Origin of the sequence: Actinoplanes sp. CA-252034, assembly GCF_050956125.1 — a bacterium.
Lineage (GTDB): Bacteria > Actinomycetota > Actinomycetes > Mycobacteriales > Micromonosporaceae > Actinoplanes.
Window position 1 is genome coordinate 3,987,894 of sequence record NZ_CP191846.1, and the last position, 23,315, is coordinate 4,011,208.

A 23,315-nucleotide genomic window follows, 5' to 3' on the forward strand; every position below is an offset into this window, starting at 1 on the left:
CCGCTACCGTGCTGTTGTGTCGATGTCCGCCCGGCTGCGCCTGCACGCCGCCCACCTGGACGAGCTACGGATTCGCCTGGGCCGGGTTCGTCTCGTGGTCCAGCGGTTCGAGAAGGACCAGGCCGCGTTCGGGGCGCTCTGCGGGTGGATCCTCACCGGACTGGGTGAGCGGCACCTCCGTCATGACGAGCTGATCGCCTATGTGGAGGAGACGCTCGTCCTCACCGTGAACGGGCTGCGTGATGTGGCCGACGGCCGGCAGAGCCTGGCCCGGTTCGTCGGCGACCCGGACGACGGCCCCCGCTCGGCCACCGAGATCATCGACGGGGTGCTGGCCACCGTGGCCGGCCGCGAGTGGGTGGAGCCGCTGCTGGCCGAGGCGGCCCCGGTCGCCGAGTTCGCGGTCCCGCTCGGCGACGGCGAGTCGGTGCTGCGCTCCCATGGCCTGGACGTGGCGATGGCCCGGATCCCGCCGCTGCGCCGGATGGTCGACGACCTGGCCGGCATGCCGGACGTGGTGGCCGAGCAGGCCCGGCTGTGGGCGGACATGGCCGGTGATCTGCGGGTCATCGGCGCCGACCTGCAGCGTTGCCTGGACGGCGACTTCGCCGGCGAGACCGGCGCGGACGTGCGCGCCTACCACACGCTGATGGCCAACAACGTCGAAGCGCTACGAGGGCTGGTCGCCACGTGCACCGCGATGACGGTGATCACCAAGGCAGCCGGTGATCTGATCCTGCTGGCCCGCGACATCGTCCGCGGCCTGATCGGCGACCTGGTGGCCCGGGTCGGCGGCTGGGTCGCCGACCCGGCCGTGGTGCCGCTGCCGGTGCTGGTGGCCCGGCTGGGCACGGTGGTGGCGACGGCGTGGCGCATCGACGCCTACCTGACGGCGCTGGTGACCAGCCTCGCGAACCTGTCGCGCACCATCGACGGATAGGGTCGGATCATGAGCGACGACTGGGTCGGGCACGTCATCTGGTGGCAGGTGTATCCCTTGGGGTTCGTCGGCGCGGAGCCCGAGGCCGGGCCGTCGACGCCGGTCACGCACCGGCTCGGCCATCTGGAGCGCTGGCTCGACCACCTGATCGGCCTGGGCTGCAACGGCCTCGCGCTGGGCCCGGTGTTCGCGTCCGGCACGCACGGCTACGACACCGTCGACTACCTGCGCATCGATCCGCGTCTCGGTGACGAGGGTGACTTCGACGCGCTGGTGGCGGCCTGCCGGGAGCGCGGCATCCGGATCCTGCTCGACGGGGTGTTCAACCACGCGGGCCGCGACTTCCCGCCGGTGCGGGCGGCCCTGGACGGCAGCGGCCCGCGCGAGTGGGTGAAGTGGAGCGGGGAGCATCCGTATCTGTTCGAGGGCCACGACCGGCTGATCACCCTGGACCACTCGTCGCCGGTCGTTCGTGACTTCGTGGCCGACGTGATGTGCCACTGGCTGGAGCGCGGCGCCGACGGCTGGCGCCTGGACGCTGCCTACGCCGTCGAGCCGGAGTTCTGGGCCGCCGTCCTGCCCCGGGTGCGCGAGCGGTTCCCGCAGGCGTGGTTCGTCGGCGAGATGATCCACGGCGACTACGGCGACTACGTCAAACGCTCCGGGCTGGACGCCGTCACCCAGTACGAGCTGTGGAAGGCCGTCTGGTCGTCGCTGAACGACCGGAACCTGTTCGAGCTGGCCTGGGCCCTGGACCGGCACCGGGAGTGGACCGCCGGCTTCCGGCCGCTGACGTTCCTCGGCAACCACGACGTCACCCGGATCGCCAGCCGGGTCACCGACGGCCGCCACCTGGGTCACGCCGAGGCGCTGCTGTTCTTCCTGCCGGGCGTGCCGAGTGTCTACTACGGCGACGAGCTCGGCTACCGCGGGATCAAGGAGGACCGGCCCGGCGGTGACGACGCGATCCGCCCGGCCATGCCTGACACCCCCGGCCCGGGCGGCGAGGGCTACCAGCGGTTGATCGGCATCCGCCGCCGCAATCCGTGGCTCAACGACGCCCGCATCAGCACCGGGGCCCTGACGAACGAGACCCTGGCCGTCGTCGCCGAGGGCGCGGCCGGTCAGCGTCTGTCGCTGCTGCTCAACCTGGCGGACGAGCCGTTCCGGCACGATCGTCACGAGCCGGTCCCGCCGCACTCGTGGGCGATCGTGGAGGGCTGACAGCCGCCGGCAGCCGGATCTCGAAGGTGGCACCGGCCCCCTCGACGCTGTGCGCCGACACGTCGCCGTCGTGGTCGCGGACGATCTGCCGCACGATCGCCAGGCCCAGACCGCTGCCCCGGTCACGGTAGGGGCGGGCCCGCCACAGCCGGTCGAAGACGTGCGGCAGATGCTCGGCCGCGATGCCGGCGCCGGTGTCGGCGACCCGCAGCACCACCCCGTCCCCGTCGGTGCCCGCCGACAGGGTGATCGACCCGCCGGCCGGGGTGGCGCGCAGCGCATTGCCGACCAGGTTGCCGACGACCTGCCGGATCCGGTCCGGGTCCACGTCGGCGATCACCGGCCCGTCGGCGGCCACCGTGAGCGTGACCCCGGCGGCGTCGGCGGCGGTCCGGTGCGCGACCCGGGCTCTCTCGATCAGCTCGGCCAGGTCGGTCGGGGACCGGTGGTAGACCAGCGCCCCCGCCTCGGCGAGCGCCAACTCCTGCAGGTCGCCGACGATCCGCTGGTTGAGGAGCACCTCCTCGTGCAGGGACGCGAACAGGTCCGGCGTCGGATCGACCACGCCGTCCTGCAGCGCCTCCAGGTAGCCGCGCACGTTGGACAGCGGATTGCGCAGCTCGTGCGCCACGTCGGCGATGAGGCGGCGCTGGTCGTCCTGGGCGGCCCGCACCGAGTCGGCCATCTGGTTGAACGCGCGGGCCAGCTCACTCAGCTCGTCGCGGCCGGACTCCGGCACCCGGCCGTCCCGGTCGCCGTCACGCAGGCGCCGGGCGGCGGCGGTCAGCGTGCCGATCGGGCGCAGCACCCGGCGGCTGACCAGCAGGGCCCGCCGGTGGACAGGGCCGCGACCACGAGGGTGATCAACAGGACCGGGCCGGCGTCGAGGGTGCGTACCGGCTCATTGCCCGCACCGATGGTGAGCAGTAGCGGCGCGGGGGCGACCTTGCCCGTGGCGATCTGCCGCCGGAAGGCGGCCCGCAGACAGTCGGCCTGCAGCGGACCGCACTGCCGCACCCGCGCCAGGTCGTCGGCGCGCTGCCAGGGCGCCGGCCCCGCCGGACGGCACCTCTCGATCGCGCCGGCCCCGCCGGCCACGCCGTGGCGGGGCACACCGTCCAGGCCGGGCGTGACGACCAGCTCGTAGCCGTGGCGGTACAGGCAGGCGGCGCGCAGTGTCTCGGTCCGGTAGATGTCGATGGCGGCGATCGTCGCCGCCCGCCCGTCGCCGTGGTCCGGGACGATCAGCTCGGGCAGCGGGTCGACGAACACCGCGACCGATCCGGGTGGCCGGGCCGTCCGGCGGTCCAGATGGTCGGTGTCGGCGATCACCTGGCCGTACGGGTCGACGAGCCGCAGCCGCTGCCCGGTCATCTCGCGCAGCCGCCGCAGCGACGTGTCGACACCTTCCCAGGTGCCGTTGCGTACCGCCTGCTCCCGCAGCTCCCGCTGGATCAGCTCGGTGGTCTCCCGGGACGCCGACGCGGCCTCGCTGACCTGGTCGCGGGCCTGCCACCAGGTGAGCGCGACGGTGGCGCCGGTCGCGCCCAGCGCCACCAGCGCCATCAGGGCGAACACGCGGATCCGGAAGCTCACGCGGTCCGCACCTCAGCGGTCGGGATCTTGGTCGGCACAGGGCGATCCAAACATCGGCCCGCAAGCCATGGCGTCACCGGCGTTCCCAAGGGGCACGATATATGGATATGAGGAGAGACCCGATCATCGCTCTGGTGGCCTCGGCCGGTGGGGTCAGCGCCTTGACCGCGGTGCTGCGCGACCTGCCGGACGGACTGCCGGTGCCGGTGACGGTGCAGCAGCATCTGAGCGCTCAGGGCAGCACGCTGGTCAAGATCCTGCGGGAGCGCAGCCGCCGCGACGTGGCGTGGGCGGAGAGCGGCGCGGGGCTGCCCGAGGGCCGGGTGCTGGTGTGCCCGCCGCGTCATCGGCTGGAGGTGCTGCCGGACGGCACGCTCGAGCTGATCGACAACGAGCCGGGCGCACGCAGCTACCCGCACGACGGATTCCTGCGGTCGCTGGCCGACGCCTACGGCGCCCGGGCCGTCGCCGTGGTCCTGACCGGCATGGGCCGCGACGGCGCGGCCGGCGCCGCCGCGGTGCGCGAGGCCGGTGGCCTGGTGATCGTGCAGGACCAGGACAGCTCGGAGTTCACCTCCATGCCGAGGGCCGCCACGGCCAGCGCCCACCTGGTGCTGCCGTTGGGCCACATCGGCGGGGTGCTCGCCGATCTGGCCAGGGGCCGTCCGCTGCCCCGGCCCCGCACGGAGATCGAGGCGGCGGCGTCGCTGTTCCGTGGTCCGGGCGAGGTGGAGCGGCTGCTGCGGGCCAAGGACTGGTCGGCGACACCGCTGGGGCCGGTCACCCGGTGGCCGGAGGTGCTGCGCGCGGTCGTGCGGATCACGCTGGACTCCGGGTTCCCGGCGGCGGTCTGGTGGGGGCCCGAGCTGATCCAGATCTACAACGAGTCGTGGCGGCAGTTCCTCGGCTCGACCAAACACCCGCAGGCGCTCGCCGGCCGGGCCGACCAGACGTGGCCGGAGCTGTGGTCGGTGGTCGGCCCGATGATCGCGAACGCCCAGTCGAGCGGGGTGGCGTCCGGCGCCGAGAACATGCCGATGCTGATGGACCGTAACGGGTCGCTGGAGGAGGTCTACGTGACCTTCACCTATTCGCCGATCACCGGCGACCAAGGCTCCGTGCTGGGTGTGCAGAACTCGATCCTGGACACCACCGCCACGATGGTCGCCGAACGGCGGATGACCCTGTTGCGTACGGTCGCGGCCGAGACCGCCGGGGCCCGCCAGCCCGAACACGCCTGCGAGATGGCCGCCGCCGCCCTCGCCAGGTCTCCCGCTGACGTGCCGTTCGCGCTGCTCTACGTGATCGACCACGCTCGACGGGAAGCCCGGCTGGCCGGTGCCGCGGGCTTGGAGCCCGGATCGTTCGCCGCCCCACGCATCCTCGATCTTGTCCACGGCGCCCCGGTGTGGCCGCTGCCGAGTCTGCTCGGCAGGCCGTCCGTGCACCGTGGCGGCCTGCTGGTGACCGGGCTCGACGAACGGCTCGGCGGTCTGCTGGCACCGCCCGTGAGCCCGGCCGGCGCGCTACCGCCGGATGCCGCGCTGCTGCTGCCGATGGTGGCCGGGCCGGACGACACCGTCACCGGGGTGCTGGTGGCCGGCCTCAACCGGCACCAGCCGTTCGACGACGCGTACCGCGGCTTCCTGGATCTGCTGACCGGGCAGATCGGCGCCGCCCTCGCGCTGGCGCACACCCGGCACCGGGAGCGGCAGAGCCTGGACAAGCTGGCCGAGCTGGACCGGCTCAAGACCGAGTTCTTCTCCAACGTGAGCCACGAGTTCCGTACCCCGCTGACGTTGATGCTCGGACCGCTGGAGCAGATGCTGCACCGCTCCGGCGACGCGACCGACCCGGACCACGCCGAGATCGCCCTGATGTACCGCAACGCGCAGCGGCTGCTCCGGCTGGTCGGCACCCTGCTCGACTTCTCCCAGGCCGAGGCCGGCCGGCTGCGGGCCGCATTCGTGCCGACTGATCTGGCGGCGCTCACCACCGACATCGCCTCGATGTTCACCAGCGCCGCCGAGGCCGCCGGCCTGAAGCTGACCATCGACACACCGCCACTGCCCGGGCCTGTCTGGGTCGACGCGGAGATGTGGGAGAAGATCGTCTCCAACCTGCTGTCCAACGCGCTCAAATTCACCTGGCAGGGCGCCATCGAGGTGATCCTGCGGCCGGTCGAGCGGCACGCGGAGCTGATCGTGCGTGACAGCGGGGTCGGTATTCCCAGCGGTGACCTGCCCTACGTGTTCAAGCGGTTCCATCGGGTCCGCGACGCGCGCGGCCGTACCCACGAGGGCGCCGGCATCGGCCTGGCCCTGGTCGACGAGCTGGTGCGCCGCCACCACGGCCGCATCCGGGTGACCAGCCGTCCCGAGGCCGGCACCGCGTTCACCGTGTGGATCCCGATGGCCCGCCGCCCCGCCACCGCCGCCGGTGAGCCGGCGCCGGCGAGAGTCGGCGGCCTGGCCGAGTCGATGGCGCGGGAGGCCGCCCACTGGAACGTGGCGCCGGGCCACGACGACGAGACGGACGGCCTGGACGATCCGGCCGCGCTGCGCGACCTGCCGGTGCGGCCCGCCTCGGACGTACGGGTGCTGGTCGCCGACGACAACCCCGACATGCGTGACTATCTGGCACGGCTGCTCGGGGCCTCGTGGAGCGTCGCCGTCGCCGCCGACGGCGAACAGGCCCTCGACGTGGCCCGGCGGGAGAGGCCGGATCTGATCCTGGCCGACGTGATGATGCCCCGGATGGACGGGTTCGCGCTGTTGCGGGAGATCCGGGCCGACGTGTCGCTCGCCGCGACGCCGGTCGTGCTGCTCACCGCCCGCGTCGGCGAGGAGACCGCGATCGAGGGGCTGCTGGCCGGCGCCGACGACTATGTGGTCAAACCCTTCACGGCGCGTGAGCTGGTGGCGCGGATCGACGCGCAGTTGCAGATGGCCCGGCTGCGGCGGGTCAGCGAACGCCGGTTCCGGACGCTGCGGGACGCCAGCTTCGATGCCGTCTACCGGATGAGCGCCGACTGGAGCAGCCTGGACACCCTCGACGGGCACGGCTTCCTCGCCGACACCACCGAGCCCATCGCGAGCTGGCTGGAAACCTACATCGACCCGGCCGATCAGCCCGAGGTCCTCGCCGCGATCGACGCCGCCATCGCGGCCAAGGGAGTCTTTCAGCTCGAACACCGGGTCCGCCGGCCGGACGGCACCCTCGGGCGGACCCTGTCACGGGCGGTGCCGCTGCTCGACGACGACGGCGAGATCATCGAGTGGATCGGCACCGCCACCGACCTGACCACGGTCAGATCGGTGGCGGACGCCGACAAGAGCTGATCAGGCGAGGTCGAAACGGTCCAGCTCGGTGACCTTCGTCCACGCCTTCACGAAGTCGTGGACGAACTTCTCCCGGGCGTCGGCGCTGGCGTAGACCTCGGAGAGGGCGCGCAGCTGCGAGTTCGAGCCGAAGATCAGGTCGACCGCGGTGGCGGTGAACTTGACCTGGTCGGTGGCGAGGTCGCGGATCTCGTACACGTGCTCGCGGTCCTTCGACGCCGCCCACCGGGTGCCGGGGGAGAGCAGGTTGACGAAGAAGTCGGTGCTGAGCACACCCGGCTTGTCGGTCAGCACGCCGTGGTCGCCACCGGCGATCACGCGCAGACCGCCGACCAGCACGGTCATCTCCGGGGCGGTCAGGTTCAGCATGTACGCCCGGTCGACGAGCAGCACCTCCGGCTGGGTCTTCTCGCCCGGACGCAGGTAGTTGCGGAACCCGTCGGCCCGCGGCTCCAGGACGGCGAACGACTCGACGTCGGTCTGCTCCTGGGTCGCGTCGGTACGCCCCGGGTGGAACGGCACGGTCACCGGCACACCGGCGTCCGCAGCGGCCTTCTCCACGGCGGCGTTACCGGCCAGCACGATCAGGTCGGCCAGCGAGATCTTCGCGCCACTGGACGCGTTGAACTCCTGCTGGATCTTCTCCAGGGTGTCGATCACCGGGATGACCGGCTGGTTGACCTCCCACGAGCGCTGCGGCTCCAGGCGGATCCGGGCGCCGTTGGCCCCGCCGCGCTTGTCGGTCGAGCGGAAGGTCGCCGCCGACGCCCACGTGGCCTGCACCAGCTGCGTGACGCTCAGACCGGAGTCGAGCACCTTCGCCTTCAGCGCCGCGATCTCGGCGTCACCGACCAGCGGGTGGTCGACGGCCGGGACCGGGTCCTGCCAGAGCTGCGCCTGCGGCACCCACGGGCCGAGGAAACGCTCGACCGGGCCCATGTCACGGTGCAGCAGCTTGTACCAGGCCTTGGCGAAAGCCAGCGCGAACGCGTCCGGGTCGGCCAGGAAACGGCGGGAGATCTTCTCGTACGCCGGGTCGACGCGCAGCGACAGGTCAGTCGTGAGCATCGTCGGCTTGTGCTTCTTCGACGGGTCGTGCGCGTCCGGGATGATCGCCTCGGCGTCCTTGGCCACCCACTGCTTGGCGCCGCCCGGGCTGGTGGTGAGCTCCCACTCGTACCCGAAGAGGATCTCGAAGAAGCGGTTGCTCCACTGGGTCGGCTTGTCGGTCCAGGTGACCTCCAGACCGGACGTGATCGTGTCCGGGCCCTTGCCGGTGCCGTGCGTGCTCAGCCAGCCGAGACCCTGGTTCTCCAGCGGCGCGCCCTCCGGCTCCGGTCCGACGTGGTTGTCGGCGACACCCGCGCCGTGCGTCTTGCCGAACGTGTGACCGCCGGCGATCAGCGCCACGGTCTCCTCGTCGTTCATCGCCATCCGGGCGAACGTCTCCCGGATGAAGTGCGCCGCCGCGAGCGGGTCGGCGTTACCGCGCGGGCCCTCCGGGTTGACGTAGATGAGACCCATCTCGGTCGCGCCGACGCCCTCGGACATCGTCTTCTCCGACGCGTACCGCGCGTCGCCGAGCCAGGTGTCCTCGGGACCCCAGAAGATCTCCTCCGGCTCCCACACGTCGACGCGGCCGAAACCGAAGCCGAACGTCTTGAAGCCCATCGACTCCAGCGCCACGTTGCCGGCCAGCACCAGCAGGTCGGCCCACGAGACCTTCTGCCCGTACTTCGCCTTCACCGGCCACAGCAGGCGGCGCGCCTTGTCCAGGTTCGCGTTGTCGGGCCAGCTGTTCAGCGGCGCGAACCGCTGCCCGCCGTCACCGGCGCCACCGCGGCCGTCCTGGATCCGGTACGTGCCGGCGGCGTGCCAGCTGAGCCGGATCATCAGGCCGCCGTAGTGCCCGAAGTCGGCCGGCCACCAGTCCTGCGAGGTGGTCAGGACCGTGACGATGTCGGCCTTGAGCGCCTCGACGTCGAGTTTCGCGAACTCGCTGGCGTAGTCGAAGTCCGGCGAGAGCGGGTTGCCCTTCGACGAGTGGGCGTGCAGCACGTTCAGGTCGAGCTGGTTGGGCCACCAGTCCCGGTTGGTGTGCGGGCGCCCGCCCGTCTTCGGCGTCGGCGAGTCGATCGCCGGGTTCTCGCTCTCACTGCCCTGGGCGGTCGCCGAATCGTGGGCGACCGGGCATTTCTCGGCGATGGTGTTGTGGTCCTGAGCGTCGCTCATTGATTTCCTTCCGAACGGGTGCTCACGCAAGCGGGGCAGATGCCCCAATAGACGACCTCCGCCTCGTCGATCACGAACCCGTGATCGTCGGAGGCGGTCAGACAAGGGGCGTTTCCGGCGGCGCAGTCGACATCGGCGATCGCGCCACACGAACGGCACACGGCATGGTGATGGTTGTCCCGCACCCGCATCTCGTAGCGGGCCGTCGCACCGGCAGGCTGGATACGCCGCACCAGACCGGTGTCGGTGAGCGCACGCAGCACATCGTAGACCGCCTGGTGGGAGACCGTCGGAAGTTCCGATCGCACCAGCGCGATCACGCTGTCGGTGTCGACATGGGGGTGGTCGCTGAGCGCGGCCATCACCGCGAGCCGGGGCCGGGTCACGCGCAACGAGACCGCCCGGAGCCGAGCCTCGAAGTCGGACGTCATGCCACCGACCTTAGCCCTTTTATCTGGAATCATTCCACTTTTGGGGCCGCTGATCACACACACGTGGCACGTCGGGGCCATCCGGCGAGGGGTGCGAGAATCCGACGATGGCGACCTGCAACCTGTGCCCGCCGGAGGACCGCGACGTCCCCGACGAACGGATGGCCGACCACCTGCGCACCGCCCACCCCGAGGTCGCCGCCGACGGCACGGACGAGCATGACGGCAGCTCGATCGTGCAGGACGTGGCCCTCGAGCCGACGACCACCGACGCGTCACCCTCCAGCGAGTGGCACGACTGACCGCCGTGCGCCCGCGTCGCCGGTCATCGCGTCTCCAGGCGCGGGGTCGCGTCGGTGCCCTCCAGTTGGTGGTCGACGTGCCGGCTCAGGGCCTGCCGGTAGTGCATCGCCAGGCCGGTGAGTTGCTCCACCTCGTCGACCAGCTCGGCCCGCCGGCCGGCTATCCCGGCCATCGCCTCGGCGTGCCGCTGCCGGGCGTCGGACTCGATGTCGGCGGCCTTGGCACGGGCCTCGGCGGCCAGCTGCAACGCCTTGTCGCGGGCGACCGAGATGACCTCCTCCGCCTCCCGCCGGGCGTCGTCGAGGTGCTCGTCGGCCGTTCTCTGAGCCATCGCCAGCACCCGCAGATGGCGGCTGTCGTCGACCGGCGCCATCTCCGCCCGCCGGGCCTGCTCGACCTGCGCGGCGAGCTCACGGGCGTGCTGTTCGGCCCGATCGCGGGCCTGCTCCAGCATGCGTAGCCGGGCGGCCAGCTCCCGTATCTCGTCGTAGTCGACATCGACGTCGTAGTCCTCCTCCACGGCGGCCCCGCCGCGGACCCGGCCCTTGAGCGCCGAGTTCTCCGCCATGAGACGGGCCAGTTCGCGTTCCACCTCGTCCAGGAACGCGTCGACCTCCTCCTCGACGTAACCACCACGGCCTGGCTTGGTGAAGGAGACGTTGTGTACGTCAGCAGGGGTGAGCGGCATGCTGCTCCCTAGAAACGCCGTCGCGAGTGGGCACACGTTACGCCGATCCGCGTCCGTCCTCTACGGCTGCATGGCGTGTCTTCACCATTACCCAAAGACAGATCAAGGTCAGGTCAGGAACAGCGCCGCGACGATCATGGCGACGGCGGACGCCAGGGTCGACAGCATGACGACGTCGCGGGCCAGCGAGGATGACTCCCGGTAGCGGAGGGCGAACACGAACACGTTCTGTGCGGCCGGCAACGCGGACGTCACCACCGCCGCGAACAGCTCGTGCCCGTCGAGGCCGATCAGTCGCCCGATCAGGTATGCCAGCAGCGGCTGCACCACGACCTTCAGGGTCACCGCGAGGTAGCGGTCCGGCGCGTCCGGGCCGGAGCGCAGCGGGCGCGCGCCGGGCAGCGACATCCCGAAGGCGAGCAGGGCGGCCGGCACCGCGGCTGCCCCCACCAACGACAACGGTTCGAGCAGCAGTGCCGGTGGGGTCCAGCCGGACGCGGCCAGGGCGACCCCGGCGGCGGAGGCGATCATCAGCGGGTTGCGGACCGGCAGCAGCGCCAGCCGGCGCAGCGACGGACGGCCCTGCCCGGACGCGAGGTCCAGGACGGTCAGCGCGAACGGCCCGGCGAGCAGGACCTGGAAGATCAGCACGGGTACGACCAGCGAGACGTCGCCGAGCACGTAGGCGGCGACCGCGAGCCCCATGTTGCCGGCATTGACGTACGACGCCCCGAGCGCCCCGATCGTGGTGGCTCCGGTGCCGCGTCCCCAGATCAGGCGTGCGACCAGCACATACGCCACGGCCACGAGAACCGTGGACGCGACGAACGCGAACAGTGCCCCGGTGAGGATCCGGTCCAGGCTGGTGTGGCTCAGCGTCACGAACAGCAGGGCGGGCGCCGCCACCGAGAACACCAGGCGCGCGAGGACCTGGGGCGCGTGCTCGCCGAGAACCCGGCCACGCGCGAGAAGGTAGCCGAGAGCGGCGATGGCCCAGACCGTCGTGAACCCGCTGAGCACCCCTGCCATGCCGCCGATCCTCCCCGTCGTCGCGCCGGCTCGCGAAACGACTGTGACCGGTTCGTCAGAATCGGTTCCGCTGCGGGACCCCTTCCCCGGTGAAGGCTCGGCGGGCGGGCGGCGGCGGGTCGCGATCTGGACGATGTCTGGATTTAAGGTCGTCTTAGGAAAGAGTTGGCTACGGTCCTGCCGTCAGTTGTCCGACGAGCCGATCGGAGTGGCTCATGGTGCCGGTAATGGTGGCCGAGAACGGTGCCGGAAGGCGTCCGCGTAAGGGGCGGTCGCTCGATCTCCTGGTCGGGCGGCGACTGGAGTACGTGTGGCTGGGGCATGCCGTCGTGCTCGGGTTCGCGGGTGGGTGCCAGGTGCTCATCGAGGCGGTCGCGCATCTGGACGGGCCCGCTGGCACGGCCGATGTGGAGCCGGGCGACGATCCGTCGGACGTGGTGGCGACGCTGCTCAGTGATGTGGTCCGGTCGGCTCGGGCCCGGGAGACGGGGGAGCTGGAGATCGGGTTCGTCAGCGGCGCGAGCCTGCTGGTCGACGCCGACGCGGACGCCGAGTCCTGGGCGGTGACCGGGCCGGACGGCTATCTGATCGTCTGTCTGGCGCACGGCGAGCTGGCGGTGTGGGGAGACGCCGCGGCCTGAAAAGCCGCCTGAGATGCCGCGGCCTGAAAAGCCGCCTGACACGCCGTGCTCCGGTGCGGTGCCGTTCGCAGGAGGGGGCCGGCCGGACGCGTCGTGACGCGCCCGGCCGGCGGTTTCTCAAGCGGGCTCGTATCCATTCAGGTGCAGGGAGAACGCCCGGATGGAGCCGGTGTCGGCGCCCACCCGGTCGGCGACGTGCAGGGTCCACGTGCCGTCGGCCGGTGACAGGCGCAGGGAGCTCAGCGGGTCGTTGGGCTTCCAGGTGCCGGTGAACGGCGCGTTGGTGGACAGGGCGGACGCGAACGGTGTCGCGGCGGCGTCGTCGAAGACGACCTGGCACAGGTTGTTGCCGCCGCCGCCGGTACGGGAGAACAGCGTCGCCGTCCGGCCGTCCGGCGCTTTGAGTGTGCCGACCAGGTCGCCGACGAACGTGTGGTCGACGCCGACCGTCGTCGCGCCGACCGTGGTGTTGCACTCGGTGCCGTCGATGGAGAAGGTCAGTGACGACGCGTATCCGACGCCGGTGACGTCGACGGTGGCGTTGACGCCGGTGGGGTCGTTGTCCGGGATCGGCAGGACCGCGCCGGCGTAGGCGAAGCTCTGCACGGTCGCCGACGGCTGCCCGGTCGCCACCGGCACGGTGCCGGTGGTGGGTGACAGGGTGCCGGCGAAGGTGACCCGCACGTTGAGGCCGACCGGCCGTCCGAGCGGGTAACCGGCGGCCAGCTTCAGGGTGTAGTCCCTGGTCTTGCTCGCGCCGGCGGCGATGTTGCCGTACGAGCGGGACCGTGGCGTGATGGTCGCGAGCGGGCTGTCGGAGTCCACGACGACACTCACGCCGGTAGCCGTACCGTCGCCGATGTTCTCTGCCGGAAGGGTGACGGTGGCCTGCTCGCCCGGCTCCAGGAAGGGATCGCCGTCCCCGGTCGTCGGGGTGACGACCGGTGTGCCGGCCCGGACCAGCGGTTGCGGTGTCGCGCCGGTGTTGCGCAGCACCAGGTCGGCGCGGATGACGCCGCTGCCGGTGCGGTTGTCGGCGCCGGCCGGGGCGAGGTCGAGGGCGGTGCCGGTGAGGGCGGCCCGGATCTCGTCGCCGGTGAGGCCGGGGTTGCCGGAGAGGGTGAGCGCGGCGATCGCGGCGGCGTGCGGCGCGGCCGCCGAGGTGCCGTAGAAGGGCTGGAACCCGGCGACCGTGGTGCCGACGCCGTCGGCCGCGGTGATCTGCGGTTTGGCCCGGACGAAGCCGCCGGTCGAGGAGAAGTTCCCGGGGTGACGGGCGTGCCGTCGGCGTTGAAGAACACGCGCCGCGGGCCGTCCGAGGTGAACCGTTCCGGCAGGCTCTGCCTGGTGAAGACGTTCGGGTACGGGCCGGCCGGGTTGGCCGGGTCGCCGGTCTCCAGGGCGAACGGCAGCGGGTCCTTGGCCGGGGCGGCGGCCACCGAGAAGGCGTTCACCGCGGAGTTGTGCCCGCGGGTGACGCCGGGGGTGGAGAAGCCCTTGAGGGTGCCGTCGGCGGAGTCGACGAACCGGCCGCGCAGGGCGGAGACCTGCAGATAGCGGTCGGCGCCGGCGAACTTGACGACGGCGAGCCGCTGCCCGGTGGCGTTGGCGGCCTGCAGGATCTCCCACGGGTCGTCGTCGCCGTCCTGCACGTCCTGGGAGAACGAGGTGACGTTGCCCAGCGAGTTGATCAGGTACAGGTCGTAGTCGTTGGCCGAGGAGAGCAGGGCGTCGGCCCACCACAGGGTGACGATGCGGCCGGCGCTGCCCGGCGACAGCGGGTTGAACTCCTGCACGCCCGGGCCGGGGTCGAAGTCGTGGGCGTCGCCGGCGAACTTGCCGATGCCGCGGCCGGAGTCGACGAAGTCACCCTCCCAGTTGCCGGAGGTGCCGTCGAGGGTGTTGCCCTCGTTGCCGGCCGAGCTGAAGTAGTACGCGCCGTCGGCGGTCACGGCGTTGACCGACTGGGCGATGGCGCCGTCCTGGAAGGGGCTTTCGTGGAAGTACAGGATGTCGTCGACGATGATGTCGCAGCCGGCGTTGAACCGCAGCGCACGGACGTTCTCGGCGAAACTCGCCTCGCTGGTGAACGCGGTCGCGAAGCCGAGCTTCGCGTTCGGCACCAGGTCGTGGATGATCTCCAGCATGGCGGTGCCCTCGTCGCCGTCGCCCTCCTGGCCGGGCAGCACGTCGACGTCGGCCGGCAGGTCGCCGCTGGCCTGGGAGTCGGCGAGCGAGTCCACGCCGTCGGAGAGGGCGCAGACCTTCACGCCGGTTCCGGTGACCTTGAATCTGGTTCGGGCGGTGTCGGCGGCGTGCGTGCGGTCGCCCTCGGAGACGACCGATCCCTGGCTGACGGTGACGGCCCTGGTCTTCGGCGCCGCCGCGGTGGCCGCGCGCAGCGCCGTCTCGATCCGGGCGGTCTTCTCGGTTTTGGACTCGCTCTTCGGCGGGGCCTTCGGGTCGGTCTGGCGGGCGGTGATCGCGCCGTGTTTCAGGCTGACGCCGGTGACGTCCTTCCATGCGGCGATCGTCGGCAGTGCGGTGAGCGGCGCCTCGACGACGACGGTGCCGGTCGACGGTGACGGGAAGCGGATGCCGGCGCCGACGGCGCGCAGGCGGCCGAGCAGGTCGTCGCCGACCTTGTCGGCCTGGATCTCCACCTCGGTGGTGCCGGATTTGCTGACCGGTACGCCGGTGGTCAGTGCCGGAAGCGCGTCGGTGGTGGCCTGTCCGGTGCGTTTGCGCAGCTCGATGGCGAGGCGGCTGTCGAGTTTGCGTTCGGCCGGGGTGAGTGACTTCTTGATGTCCTGGAGTGCGGCGATCTGCTGGTAGGCCCGCTCGGCCGGGCCGTCCTGGGCTTTCGCTGCCGCCCCCGGGGCGGTGAGCCCGATGACTGTCGCTCCGACTGCGAGGACCGTCACCGAGCGGCGGAGGTTACCTTGACTGAAGATGTTCAATTCCAGCCCCCATAGAGATCAGTAAATCTCAATGTCAGGGACTCTATCGGTCTCCGTCGATGGTGGACAGATCCTCGACGCGGGTCAGGTTCCGGACGGCGGGGATCAGCAGCAGGGCCACAGCCGAGCACCCCGACCACCACCGCCGCGCCCAGCACCCGTTCCGCGCCGAGCATCAGCGGGCGGGCCCCGAAGCGGTCCGAGAACACCCCGCCGAACAGGATGAACCGGAGGAACCTATGGGTCAGTGGCGTGCGCTCAGCAGGTGGCTCACCTCGGGCGGGCCGTCGGCCAGGGCCAGTGCCCGCTCCTCGACGGCACGGTCGGCGCCGGTCAGACGGCCGGTGTGCTGGCGCAGGTGCTCGTCCCAGCTCGGTACCTCGTACACCTCGACCATCCGCCCGGCACGCTCGCCGTCGTGGAACAGTCCCCACCGGACCGCACCGGTGCGCAGCCGGCTACGGCGTACCCCCTGCATGGCCTCGGCGAACGCCTCCTCCCGGTCGGCGCCCACCGGATAGCTCGCGACGACCACCACCGGCCCGTCGTGATCGTCGGGATCGTGCTCCAGGTGCGGTTCGGGCCAGAAGACGGCCGGGTCACGGTTGAGGTCGCTGGTGTCGCGCAACGGCCACCAGCGCAACGTGACCGCGCCGGCCAGCATCAACGCGACCGCCACCAGGTGTGCGGTGGCCAGGCCGGACACGTCGGACAGCACACCCCACACGAGCGCGCCCGCGGCCTGCGCCCCGGCGAACACGATCTGGTAGACGGCCAGGCCGCGAGCCCGCACCCAGTTGGGCAGGAACAGCTGCATGGCCGCGTTCACACTGGACAGCACCATCACCCAGGCCACTCCGGCCGGCACCAGCGCCACCACCACGGCCACCGGCGATCGGCTCAGCGCCAGCACCGTCAGGATCCCGGCGAACAGGACGCTCGCGATCAGCAGCAGCCGGTTCAGCGACCACCGGGCCCGCAACCTCGGCAGCAGCAGCGCCCCGGCCACCGCACCGGCCCCGACCGCGCCGAGCAGCACACCGTAACCGCCCGGACCGAGACCGAGACCACGGCTGGCGACCAGCGGCAGCAGCGCCCACAACGCGCTGCCCGGCACCAGGAACAGCCCGGCCCGCAACAGGATGCGCCGCACCACCGGCGAGTGCCGCACATACCGGCCGCCGGAGCGGACCGCCGCCGCGAATCGCTCCGGCGCACCCGACGTGATCGCGCCGGCCGGCCGCCACCGCCACAGGACCAGCGCGAACACCGCGAACGACAGGGTGTTCAAGCCGAACACGACACCGGCTCCGGCGCGGGCGATCAGCACCCCGGCGATCGCCGGGCCGACCGCGCGGGCCAGGTTCATGCTGATCGCGCCGAGCGCCGACGCCGACGCCAGCTGGGCGCGCGGCACCAGCTCCGGGATCAGCGACTGCCAGGCCGGGGCGGTCACCGCCTGACCGGCGCCGAGTGCGAACGTCAGCGTCAGCAGCAGCGTCGGTGGCATGTTCCCGGTCAGCGTCAACGCGGTGAGCAGGGCGCCGATCCCGGTCAGGAACGCCTGCACGGCGATCAGCAGGCGCCGCCGGTCGAAGATGTCGGCCAGCGCGCCGGCCGGCAGCGCCAGCAGCACGATCGGCAGGGTGCTGGCGGTCTGCACGACCGCGACCAGCGTGTCGGTTCCGGACTCCTCGACGAGCAGCCACTGCGCGCCGACGGTCTGCATCCACGTTCCGATGTTGCTGGCCAGCAGAGCCAGCCACAGGCTGCGGAAGGCCGCGACACGCAACGGCGCCCACGCCGACGATTCGACACTCACCCGCCGAGGGCTACCCCGGGCGGGCGTCTCCCTACCCTCGGATCCCTTTGATCGTACGATCACCGCGGCGTGCCCGGCCACGTGCGGAGGCGCCCCCACCGGGGAGGATGGGCCGGTGATCGGTGATCGGTGATCGGTGATCGGTGATCGGTGATCGGTGATCGGTGATCGGTGATCGGTTACCGGGATCCGCTGCCCGCGGCGCGGCGGCCGGTGGCTCCTCGGCCGGGCGGCTGTTCCCGAGGGCTCTGGGAGCAGCGCAACCGGGAGTGGGCGGTGGCGATCGCGGCCGACCGGGCGAAGGACGGCCACCCGGAGGATTCCGGGGCGGTCCGGCGGGTATGCCAGCGGTTCGACCGGAAGGGGAACACCGTGGACACAGAACCGGGCACCGGCGCGGGCAGCAGCACCGACCAGCACGTCACCGGGGCCGACGAGACCGAGGACATGCCGGTGGACGCCGAGCCGACCGCGGCGACGCCGTCGCACGGCAGCAGCAACGCCGAGTTCAACGCCGCCCGCTCCGACGCCCCCAGCGAGCCGGATGAGCGGGACTGACCGGGGACGCCTGATCACCGCCGACGGTCTGGGGGCGTGGCTGATCAAGGGCAACGCCGACCATGTCGACCTGTGCGGTCGTTTCGCCCGTGAGCCGCACGTGGACCGGTGGTGTGTGCAGCCCGGCTACCGGCTGGAGCTGACGGCGGCCGGTCAGCCGGTGCTGTTCTGGGGCAGCGGGAGCCGGCGCCGGGACGTCACCTACGGCATCTGGGGCCGCGGGCGGCTGCTCGGGCCGGCCCGCCGGCAGGAGGACGGGCGCGGCTGGGAACTGCCGCTGGACCTGACCATCGCCGAGCCGTCGACGTGGATCGGCCGGGACGAGCTGCGCGCCCACGACGAACTGGCGGGGCTCGAAGTGCTCCGGCAACCGCAGGCGGCCAACCCGTCGTTTCTGACGAAACGGCAGTCGGCGGCGTTGCGGGACGCGTTCGGATGGTGAGTGGGCAACCGGCCCGGCGGCCGCGTCGCGGCCTTGCGCGGGCTGCTGCTCGCGGGGTGCGGGCGGGGCGGGAATGATGCGGTCGAGGGCTTCTCCGGTCGTACGATGAACGGGTTGGCTACTGCATTTGCGGTACATTCCTGCGCTCGTCGCAGCGTTAAAGTGCGCCTATGCGGATGGCGAACTGGCTGATCGCGGCCGGCGTGACCGGCGCGCTGCTGACCACCGCGCTCGCCGGGCACCGCCCGGTGACCGTCCTCGACGTGCTCGGCTGCGTGCTGGTGGCCGCGAGCGGCCTGGTCCTGGCCGTGATGCGACGGGCGCCGGTGCTGGTGCTGGCCGTCACCGGCGTGTGTGTCGTCGGCTATACCGCGCTCGGTCTCGCGGTGCCGGCGCTCGCCTTCCTGGTCGCGGTCTACGGCGGTTTCCGGGCCGGGCGTCGGCGGGTGACGTTCGCGGCGGCCGCCGTGATGCTCGCCGCGCTGCCGCTCGCGGTCCTGGCGTCGCCGGCCGAGCAGGCGGTCAAGGAGGCGTTCGCGCAGGCCCGTGGGGTGCTGGAGCTGGCCTGGCTGGTCGCCGCCGGGTTCGCGGGGGAGGCGCTGCGGCAGGCCGAGCGTCGCGCCGACGAGGCGGAGCGCACGCGGGAGGAGACGGCCCGGCTGCGGGCCACCCAGGAGCGGCTGCACATCGCGCGTGAGTTGCACGACTCGCTGACCCACCAGATCTCGATCATCAAGGTGCAGGCCGAGGTGGCCGTGCATCTGGCACGCAAGCGCGGCGAGCAGCCGCCGGAGGCGCTGGTGGCGATTCAGACGGCGGGCCGGGCCGCGACCCGGGAGCTGCGGGCCACCCTGGAGACGTTGCGGCGTGACGACGACGCGCCGCCGCGCGGGCTGGACCATCTGGACGAGTTGCTCGCGGGGGTGGAGGGCATCGGGTTGCGGACCGAGTTGACGATCGCGGGGGAGCGGGCCGACGTGCCGGACGCGGTGGGGCGCACCGCGTACCGGATCGTGCAGGAGTCGCTGACGAACACGGCCCGCCACGGCGCCGCGTCGACCGCGAGTGTCCACATCGACTACCGGCCGGACACGCTGGCCATCCGGGTCGACGACGACGGTGGCGCGACGCCGGGCGCGGCGCCGGTGCCGGGGGTCGGGCTGCAGGGCATGCGGGAGCGGGTGACCGCGCTCGGCGGCCGGTTGCGGGCCGAGCCGCGCAGCGAGGGCGGCTTCACCGTGCAGGCGGAGCTGCCGTTGGAGCGGACCGGATGATCCGGGTCCTGCTGGTCGACGACCAGCCGCTGTTGCGCAGCGGCTTCCGGGCGCTGCTGGAGGCCGAGGACGACATCACGGTGGTCGCCGAGGCCGCCGACGGCAAGCAGGGCGTCGACCTGGCCCGCATGTGTCGGCCGGACCTGGCGCTCGTCGACATCCGGATGCCGGTGATGGACGGCATCGAGACGACACGGCGGATCGCCGCGGACCCGGATCTCGCCGCTGTCCGCGTGGTGATCCTCACCAACTACGGCGACGACGAGCACGTCTTTCAGGCGCTGCGGGCCGGCGCGGCGGGCTTTCTGGTCAAGGACATCACCCCCGACGACTTCCTTCATGCGGTACGTGTGGCCGCCCGCGGTGACGCGCTGCTGGCCCCCTCGGTGACCAGGATGCTGATCAGCCGTTACGTCAGCGAGCCGCCCGGTGGCGGGGTGAACCGGTTCGTGGCCGAGTTGACCAACCGGGAACGCGAGGCCGTGGTGCTGGCGGCGCGCGGCCTGTCCAACGACGAGATCGCCGCGAGCATGGTGATCAGCCCGTCGACGGCGAAGACCCACGTGAACCGGGCGATGACCAAACTACGGGCCCGTGACCGGGCGCAGCTGGTGGTGTTCGCCTACGAGTCGGGGCTGCTCAGCCCGCGCACCGGGGCTCGCTGAGCCGGCCCTCCGGGATGGCGTCGGCACGCCTAGGACCAGACGGAACGCACCGCGTCGGCGAGTGCCGCCCCCTGCCGGAGCCCGGCCAGCACCGATGCCGGCCGCCGGGAGACGTCCATGAAGTTGGGGCCGAACGCGGTCAGCGACTCCTGGTCCGGTTCGATCAGCAGCGTCTTGCCGGCGCCGGTGGACGCGATCTCCTCGACGATGCGGTCCCGGCCCAGCGCCGCCAGCGGGGCGATCACCACCAGGCGCTCGGCGCCCACGGCCAGGTCGGCCCCGGCACCCAGCCGCACCCCGCCGTCGATGTAACGGCGGTCGCCGATGGTCACCGGGGGCATCAGGCCGGGTACGGCACAGCTGGCCGCCACCGCCTGCAGCAGCGGCACCCCGGACGCCGAGTCGAGCACGACGTCACGCCCGTCGGCTGCGTCGACGACCACGATCCGCAGGTCGCGCTCCGGCCACTCGGGGACCGGCACGAGCTCGGCCATCCGGGTCAGATAGCGGGTCTCGTCCAGACCGGCGGCCAGCGCCATCGCCCCGACCCGCGCGCGGGCCTCCTGTGCCGGGATCGCCGGGTCGAGCAGCACCGTCATCGCGGCCAGCCATGCGGCGCCGCGGCCGGGGCCGCTCCGGGCCGGCCCGGTGGACGACTCGGTGGGCGGCTCCTGCTGCCGGGCGACGGCGGCCTCGACGTCGACGCCGGCGGCGAGCCCGGTGCCGACGACGGATCCGGCGGACGTGCCGATGATCGTGTCGGCGTCGGCCAGGGGGACTCCGGCGCGCTGCAGGCCACAGATCAGCCCGAGATGCCAGGCGATGCCGGTCACGCCGCCGCCGCCGAGAACGAGAATCCTGCTCACGAACCGGAACCGTAGCGAGCCGGGCCGCGATCGGCAACGTGCAGGAGGCAGAACTCGTTGCCCTCGGGGTCGGCCAGTACGGTGAACGGCTCGTCGCCGGTCTGGCCCACGTCGGCCCGGGTCGCGCCGAGCGCCATCAGCCGGGCCACCTCGGCGTGCACGTCCCCGTCGGCGACGACCAGGTCGGGATGGTTGCGGTTCTTGCCGGACTTCGGCGCACCGGCCGGTTGCAGCCACACGCTGAGCCCGCCGTCCAGCGGCCACAGGTGGGCGTCACCGTCGTCGCCGAACTCGACCGTGTAGCCGAGCGCCGCCGACCAGAACTCGGCCTGACGGGCGAGGTCGTGCACATCCAGGGTCCACTGGGTGAATCGGCTGGTCACAGATCCTCCTCGGTCGGCAGGGCACGGTTGGCTGGGCCTGGTCCACTCCGGTTCGGCGCCGGTGATCCGGGCGGCGAGCAGTTGGCCGGCCATCACGCCGGTGCTCATGCCCCAGCCGCCGAACCCGGTGGCCACGTACACGTTGCGGGCCCCGGGGTGCAGCCGCCCGACGTACGGCCGGGAACGGCAGCCCGGTCGCGGTCACGAACGACGCGGGCAGCCCGGCCTGTGCCGCGGCGTCGGCTTCGGCCCGGATCCGGTCGATCTGGTCGGTTGACTCGGTCCAGGTGAACGCCGGTACCCGTTCCAGGTCGGCGTCGATGCCCAGCCGGGCGGTGACGGCGGCGACTCGGTCGATGGCCTGCCGCTGCGAGCGTGCATACAGTGCTGCGGTCGCTGGTCCATGGCTGTCGCGGAGGTCGCTGTAGATGAGGGTGTGCAGGGCGGACAGCTTGGCGGTGGTGTACCCGGTGACGCCGGCGGCGATCGTCGATGTGGAGTCCATCCACCAGGACTCCTCGGTGACCCGGGGTTGCTCTGTCATGGCCGTCGGCTACCCCGATGTGCGGCGACTATTCGAGCGCCCACAGCTGATTGACAGCGGTATCTAGGTTGTGCCCGTGAAGATCAGGTATCTGTTGCACAACGCGTACGGGGTCGGTGGCACGATCCGTACGGTCTTCAATCAGGCCAACGCGCTGTGTGCCACCCATGACGTCGAGATCGCCAGCGTGTACCGGACCGCGGAGACCCCGGCCTTCCCTCTGGATCCGCGTGTACGGCTGGTCTCGGTGACCGACCTGCGCCACGACGGTTCACGATGGACCGGCAAGCCCGATCGTCGCCGCCGGCTGCTGCGCCGCACCCGGATGCTGCCCAACCCCCTGCCACACGGCCGGGACTTCCGGTACAACCGGTGGGACCCCATGGTCGACCTGAAGATCGTTCGTTACATGCGATCGCAGCATGACGGGATCCTGATCAGCACACGGCCCGCGCTGAACCTGCTCTCCGCCTGGTTCGGCCCCAAGCGGCTGACCAGAATCGGTCAGGACCACATGAACTTCAGCAGCTACAAGCCGAAGCTGAAGGCGCAGATCGTCCGCGCCTACCCCCGGCTCGACGCGGTCACCGTGCTGACCCACGCCGACCTGGAGTCCTATCGCGACGCGGTGGGCGACACGGTCGACCTCACCCGCATCCCGAACGGCATCCCGCCCCACGAGGCGGCGCCCGAGGGCGAGCGGGCGAAGGTCGTCGTGGCGGCCGGCCGGCTGTTCCGGCAGAAGGGCTTCGACCTGCTGATCGACGCGTGGGTGCAGGTCCACGAGCGACACCCGGACTGGCAGCTGCACATCTTCGGCGAGGGCAAGCTGCGCAACAGGCTGACCGAGCAGATCGCCGAGCACGGCCTCGGTGACGTGGTCAAGCTCCGGGGCCTGTCGCGCACCCTGGACGCCGAGTTCGCCAAGGCGTCGGTGTTCGTGCTCTCCTCCCGCAAGGAGGGCCTGCCGATGGTGCTGCTCGAGGCCATGGGCGCCGGGCTGCCGGTGGTCGCGTTCGACTGCCCGACCGGTCCGGCCGATGTGGTCGAGGACCAGGTCAACGGGCTGCTCATCCCGGCCGAGGACGTGCCCGGTCTGGCCGCCGGACTGTCCCGGGTGATCGAGAGCCCCGAGGAGCGGGCGACCTACGGCGCGGCGGCCCGGGTGACCGCCGCCGGCTACGAGATGCCGGTCATCGCCGCCCAGTGGGACGAGCTGTTCCAGCGAGTCTCGAGGGAACTCGCCGCCAGCTGACCCCATCCCTCCACTGATCAGCGCCGAGTCCGTACGGGCCCGGCGCTGATCATTTTTGTGCCTTGGAACTTCTGCCAGATGGCGAAAGTTTCAGTGACCGCTTCCGGGGCGTTAACTCATT

General features: G+C 71.8%; 20 protein-coding genes and 1 pseudogene. 10 read left to right on the top strand and 11 right to left on the bottom strand.

Features of this window, described 5'->3' with window-relative positions; genetic code table 11:
* The first annotated feature begins 16 nt into the window (after positions 1-16).
* A complete protein-coding gene (locus ACQPZW_RS18030; protein WP_433796056.1) occupies positions 17-940 on the top strand; it encodes a hypothetical protein in 924 nt (307 codons plus the stop codon).
* A gap of 9 nt (positions 941-949) precedes the next feature.
* A complete protein-coding gene (locus tag ACQPZW_RS18035; protein WP_433796057.1) occupies positions 950-2,164 on the top strand; it encodes an alpha-amylase family protein in 1,215 nt (404 codons plus the stop codon).
* On the opposite strand, the gene ACQPZW_RS18040 is transcribed toward ACQPZW_RS18035, so the two are convergent.
* Together ACQPZW_RS18040 and ACQPZW_RS18045 are read right to left on the bottom strand one after the other, a co-directional pair.
* Positions 2,085-2,972 (bottom strand): sensor histidine kinase, encoded by an 888-nt coding sequence (locus tag ACQPZW_RS18040; protein ID WP_433796058.1) that lies wholly within the window; start codon positions 2,970-2,972, stop codon positions 2,085-2,087. The genes ACQPZW_RS18035 and ACQPZW_RS18040 overlap by 80 nt on opposite strands.
* Entirely contained in the window at positions 2,948-3,760 is an 813-nt protein-coding gene (locus ACQPZW_RS18045; RefSeq protein ID WP_433796059.1) for a hypothetical protein, read from the bottom strand. Before ACQPZW_RS18045 ends, ACQPZW_RS18040 begins: the two co-directional genes overlap by 25 nt.
* 107 nt (positions 3,761-3,867) lie before the next feature.
* On the opposite strand from ACQPZW_RS18045, the gene ACQPZW_RS18050 reads away from it, so the two are divergent.
* Positions 3,868-7,101: a chemotaxis protein CheB gene (locus ACQPZW_RS18050; protein ID WP_433796060.1), complete on the top strand. Its 3,234-nt coding sequence runs from the start codon at positions 3,868-3,870 to the stop codon at positions 7,099-7,101.
* On the opposite strand, the gene katG is transcribed toward ACQPZW_RS18050, so the two are convergent.
* Both katG and ACQPZW_RS18060 read right to left on the bottom strand, forming a co-directional pair.
* On the bottom strand, positions 7,102-9,333 hold the full coding sequence (katG, locus tag ACQPZW_RS18055) for a catalase/peroxidase HPI (RefSeq protein WP_433796061.1): 2,232 nt from the start codon (positions 9,331-9,333) through the stop codon (positions 7,102-7,104). It lies immediately after the preceding gene.
* Positions 9,330-9,764 carry a Fur family transcriptional regulator gene (locus ACQPZW_RS18060; RefSeq protein ID WP_433796062.1) on the bottom strand — a complete coding sequence of 145 codons (435 nt, stop codon included), beginning with the start codon at positions 9,762-9,764 and terminating at the stop codon, positions 9,330-9,332. Before ACQPZW_RS18060 ends, katG begins: the two co-directional genes overlap by 4 nt.
* 107 nt (positions 9,765-9,871) lie before the next feature.
* On the opposite strand from ACQPZW_RS18060, the gene ACQPZW_RS18065 reads away from it, so the two are divergent.
* A complete protein-coding gene (locus ACQPZW_RS18065; protein WP_433796063.1) occupies positions 9,872-10,066 on the top strand; it encodes a hypothetical protein in 195 nt (64 codons plus the stop codon).
* A gap of 23 nt (positions 10,067-10,089) precedes the next feature.
* On the opposite strand, the gene ACQPZW_RS18070 is transcribed toward ACQPZW_RS18065, so the two are convergent.
* Positions 10,090-10,755, bottom strand: a complete 666-nt coding sequence (locus ACQPZW_RS18070; RefSeq protein WP_433796064.1) for a DivIVA domain-containing protein — start codon at positions 10,753-10,755, stop codon at positions 10,090-10,092.
* A 108-nt stretch (positions 10,756-10,863) separates the two neighbouring features.
* Entirely contained in the window at positions 10,864-11,784 is a 921-nt protein-coding gene (locus ACQPZW_RS18075; protein WP_433796065.1) for an AEC family transporter, read from the bottom strand.
* Between the two features lie 227 nt (positions 11,785-12,011).
* Here ACQPZW_RS18075 and ACQPZW_RS18080 point away from each other — a divergent pair, with 227 nt between their 5' ends.
* The gene (locus tag ACQPZW_RS18080) at positions 12,012-12,425 is read left to right on the top strand and encodes a DUF6188 family protein (RefSeq protein WP_433796066.1); all 414 of its coding nucleotides are present in this window, start codon (positions 12,012-12,014) and stop codon (positions 12,423-12,425) included.
* 117 nt (positions 12,426-12,542) lie between these two features.
* On the opposite strand, the gene ACQPZW_RS18085 is transcribed toward ACQPZW_RS18080, so the two are convergent.
* The 3 genes and pseudogenes from ACQPZW_RS18085 to ACQPZW_RS18095 all read right to left on the bottom strand — a co-directional run bounded on the left by ACQPZW_RS18085 (position 12,543) and on the right by ACQPZW_RS18095 (position 17,207).
* Positions 12,543-13,262, bottom strand: coding sequence for a proprotein convertase P-domain-containing protein (locus ACQPZW_RS18085; protein ID WP_433797568.1), 720 nt, complete (start codon positions 13,260-13,262; stop codon positions 12,543-12,545).
* Positions 13,263-13,499: 237 nt separating this feature from the next.
* Positions 13,500-14,168 (bottom strand): annotated as a pseudogene (locus tag ACQPZW_RS18090) (S8 family serine peptidase); the annotation flags it as partial.
* 1,461 nt (positions 14,169-15,629) lie between these two features.
* A complete protein-coding gene (locus ACQPZW_RS18095; protein ID WP_433796067.1) occupies positions 15,630-17,207 on the bottom strand; it encodes an MFS transporter in 1,578 nt (525 codons plus the stop codon).
* 372 nt (positions 17,208-17,579) lie between these two features.
* Between ACQPZW_RS18095 and ACQPZW_RS18100 the strand changes: the two genes are divergently transcribed.
* The 4 genes from ACQPZW_RS18100 (at position 17,580) to ACQPZW_RS18115 (ending at position 20,146) form a co-directional block, all read left to right on the top strand.
* The gene (locus ACQPZW_RS18100; RefSeq protein WP_433796068.1) at positions 17,580-17,765 is read left to right on the top strand and encodes a hypothetical protein; all 186 of its coding nucleotides are present in this window, start codon (positions 17,580-17,582) and stop codon (positions 17,763-17,765) included.
* A complete protein-coding gene (locus tag ACQPZW_RS18105; RefSeq protein ID WP_433796069.1) occupies positions 17,752-18,207 on the top strand; it encodes a hypothetical protein in 456 nt (151 codons plus the stop codon). Before ACQPZW_RS18100 ends, ACQPZW_RS18105 begins: the two co-directional genes overlap by 14 nt.
* Before the next feature lie 170 nt (positions 18,208-18,377).
* Entirely contained in the window at positions 18,378-19,481 is a 1,104-nt protein-coding gene (locus tag ACQPZW_RS18110; protein WP_433796070.1) for a sensor histidine kinase, read from the top strand.
* Positions 19,478-20,146, top strand: coding sequence for a response regulator (locus ACQPZW_RS18115; protein ID WP_433796071.1), 669 nt, complete (start codon positions 19,478-19,480; stop codon positions 20,144-20,146). The genes ACQPZW_RS18110 and ACQPZW_RS18115 overlap by 4 nt, the downstream gene beginning before the upstream one ends.
* 29 nt (positions 20,147-20,175) lie before the next feature.
* Here the strand turns inward: ACQPZW_RS18115 and ACQPZW_RS18120 are convergent, their stop codons facing one another.
* Together ACQPZW_RS18120 and ACQPZW_RS18125 are read right to left on the bottom strand one after the other, a co-directional pair.
* Positions 20,176-21,012, bottom strand: coding sequence for a patatin-like phospholipase family protein (locus ACQPZW_RS18120; RefSeq protein ID WP_433796072.1), 837 nt, complete (start codon positions 21,010-21,012; stop codon positions 20,176-20,178).
* Positions 21,009-21,395, bottom strand: a complete 387-nt coding sequence (locus tag ACQPZW_RS18125) for a VOC family protein (protein WP_433796073.1) — start codon at positions 21,393-21,395, stop codon at positions 21,009-21,011. Before ACQPZW_RS18125 ends, ACQPZW_RS18120 begins: the two co-directional genes overlap by 4 nt.
* Before the next feature lie 620 nt (positions 21,396-22,015).
* Here ACQPZW_RS18125 and ACQPZW_RS18130 point away from each other — a divergent pair.
* Positions 22,016-23,194: a glycosyltransferase family 4 protein gene (locus tag ACQPZW_RS18130; protein ID WP_433796074.1), complete on the top strand. Its 1,179-nt coding sequence runs from the start codon at positions 22,016-22,018 to the stop codon at positions 23,192-23,194.
* The last annotated feature ends 121 nt before the right edge of the window (positions 23,195-23,315 follow it).

Coding starts and splice junctions, on each gene's coding strand:
- ACQPZW_RS18035 (WP_433796057.1), top strand. CDS start 950: ATGAGCGACGACTGGGTCGGGCACGTCATCTGGTGGCAGGTGTATCCC.
- ACQPZW_RS18050 (WP_433796060.1), top strand. CDS start 3,868: ATGAGGAGAGACCCGATCATCGCTCTGGTGGCCTCGGCCGGTGGGGTC.
- katG (WP_433796061.1), bottom strand. CDS start 9,333: ATGAGCGACGCTCAGGACCACAACACCATCGCCGAGAAATGCCCGGTC.
- ACQPZW_RS18060 (WP_433796062.1), bottom strand. CDS start 9,764: ATGACGTCCGACTTCGAGGCTCGGCTCCGGGCGGTCTCGTTGCGCGTG.
- ACQPZW_RS18065 (WP_433796063.1), top strand. CDS start 9,872: ATGGCGACCTGCAACCTGTGCCCGCCGGAGGACCGCGACGTCCCCGAC.
- ACQPZW_RS18070 (WP_433796064.1), bottom strand. CDS start 10,755: ATGCCGCTCACCCCTGCTGACGTACACAACGTCTCCTTCACCAAGCCA.
- ACQPZW_RS18075 (WP_433796065.1), bottom strand. CDS start 11,784: ATGGCAGGGGTGCTCAGCGGGTTCACGACGGTCTGGGCCATCGCCGCT.
- ACQPZW_RS18080 (WP_433796066.1), top strand. CDS start 12,012: ATGGTGGCCGAGAACGGTGCCGGAAGGCGTCCGCGTAAGGGGCGGTCG.
- ACQPZW_RS18105 (WP_433796069.1), top strand. CDS start 17,752: ATGAGCGGGACTGACCGGGGACGCCTGATCACCGCCGACGGTCTGGGG.
- ACQPZW_RS18110 (WP_433796070.1), top strand. CDS start 18,378: ATGCGGATGGCGAACTGGCTGATCGCGGCCGGCGTGACCGGCGCGCTG.
- ACQPZW_RS18115 (WP_433796071.1), top strand. CDS start 19,478: ATGATCCGGGTCCTGCTGGTCGACGACCAGCCGCTGTTGCGCAGCGGC.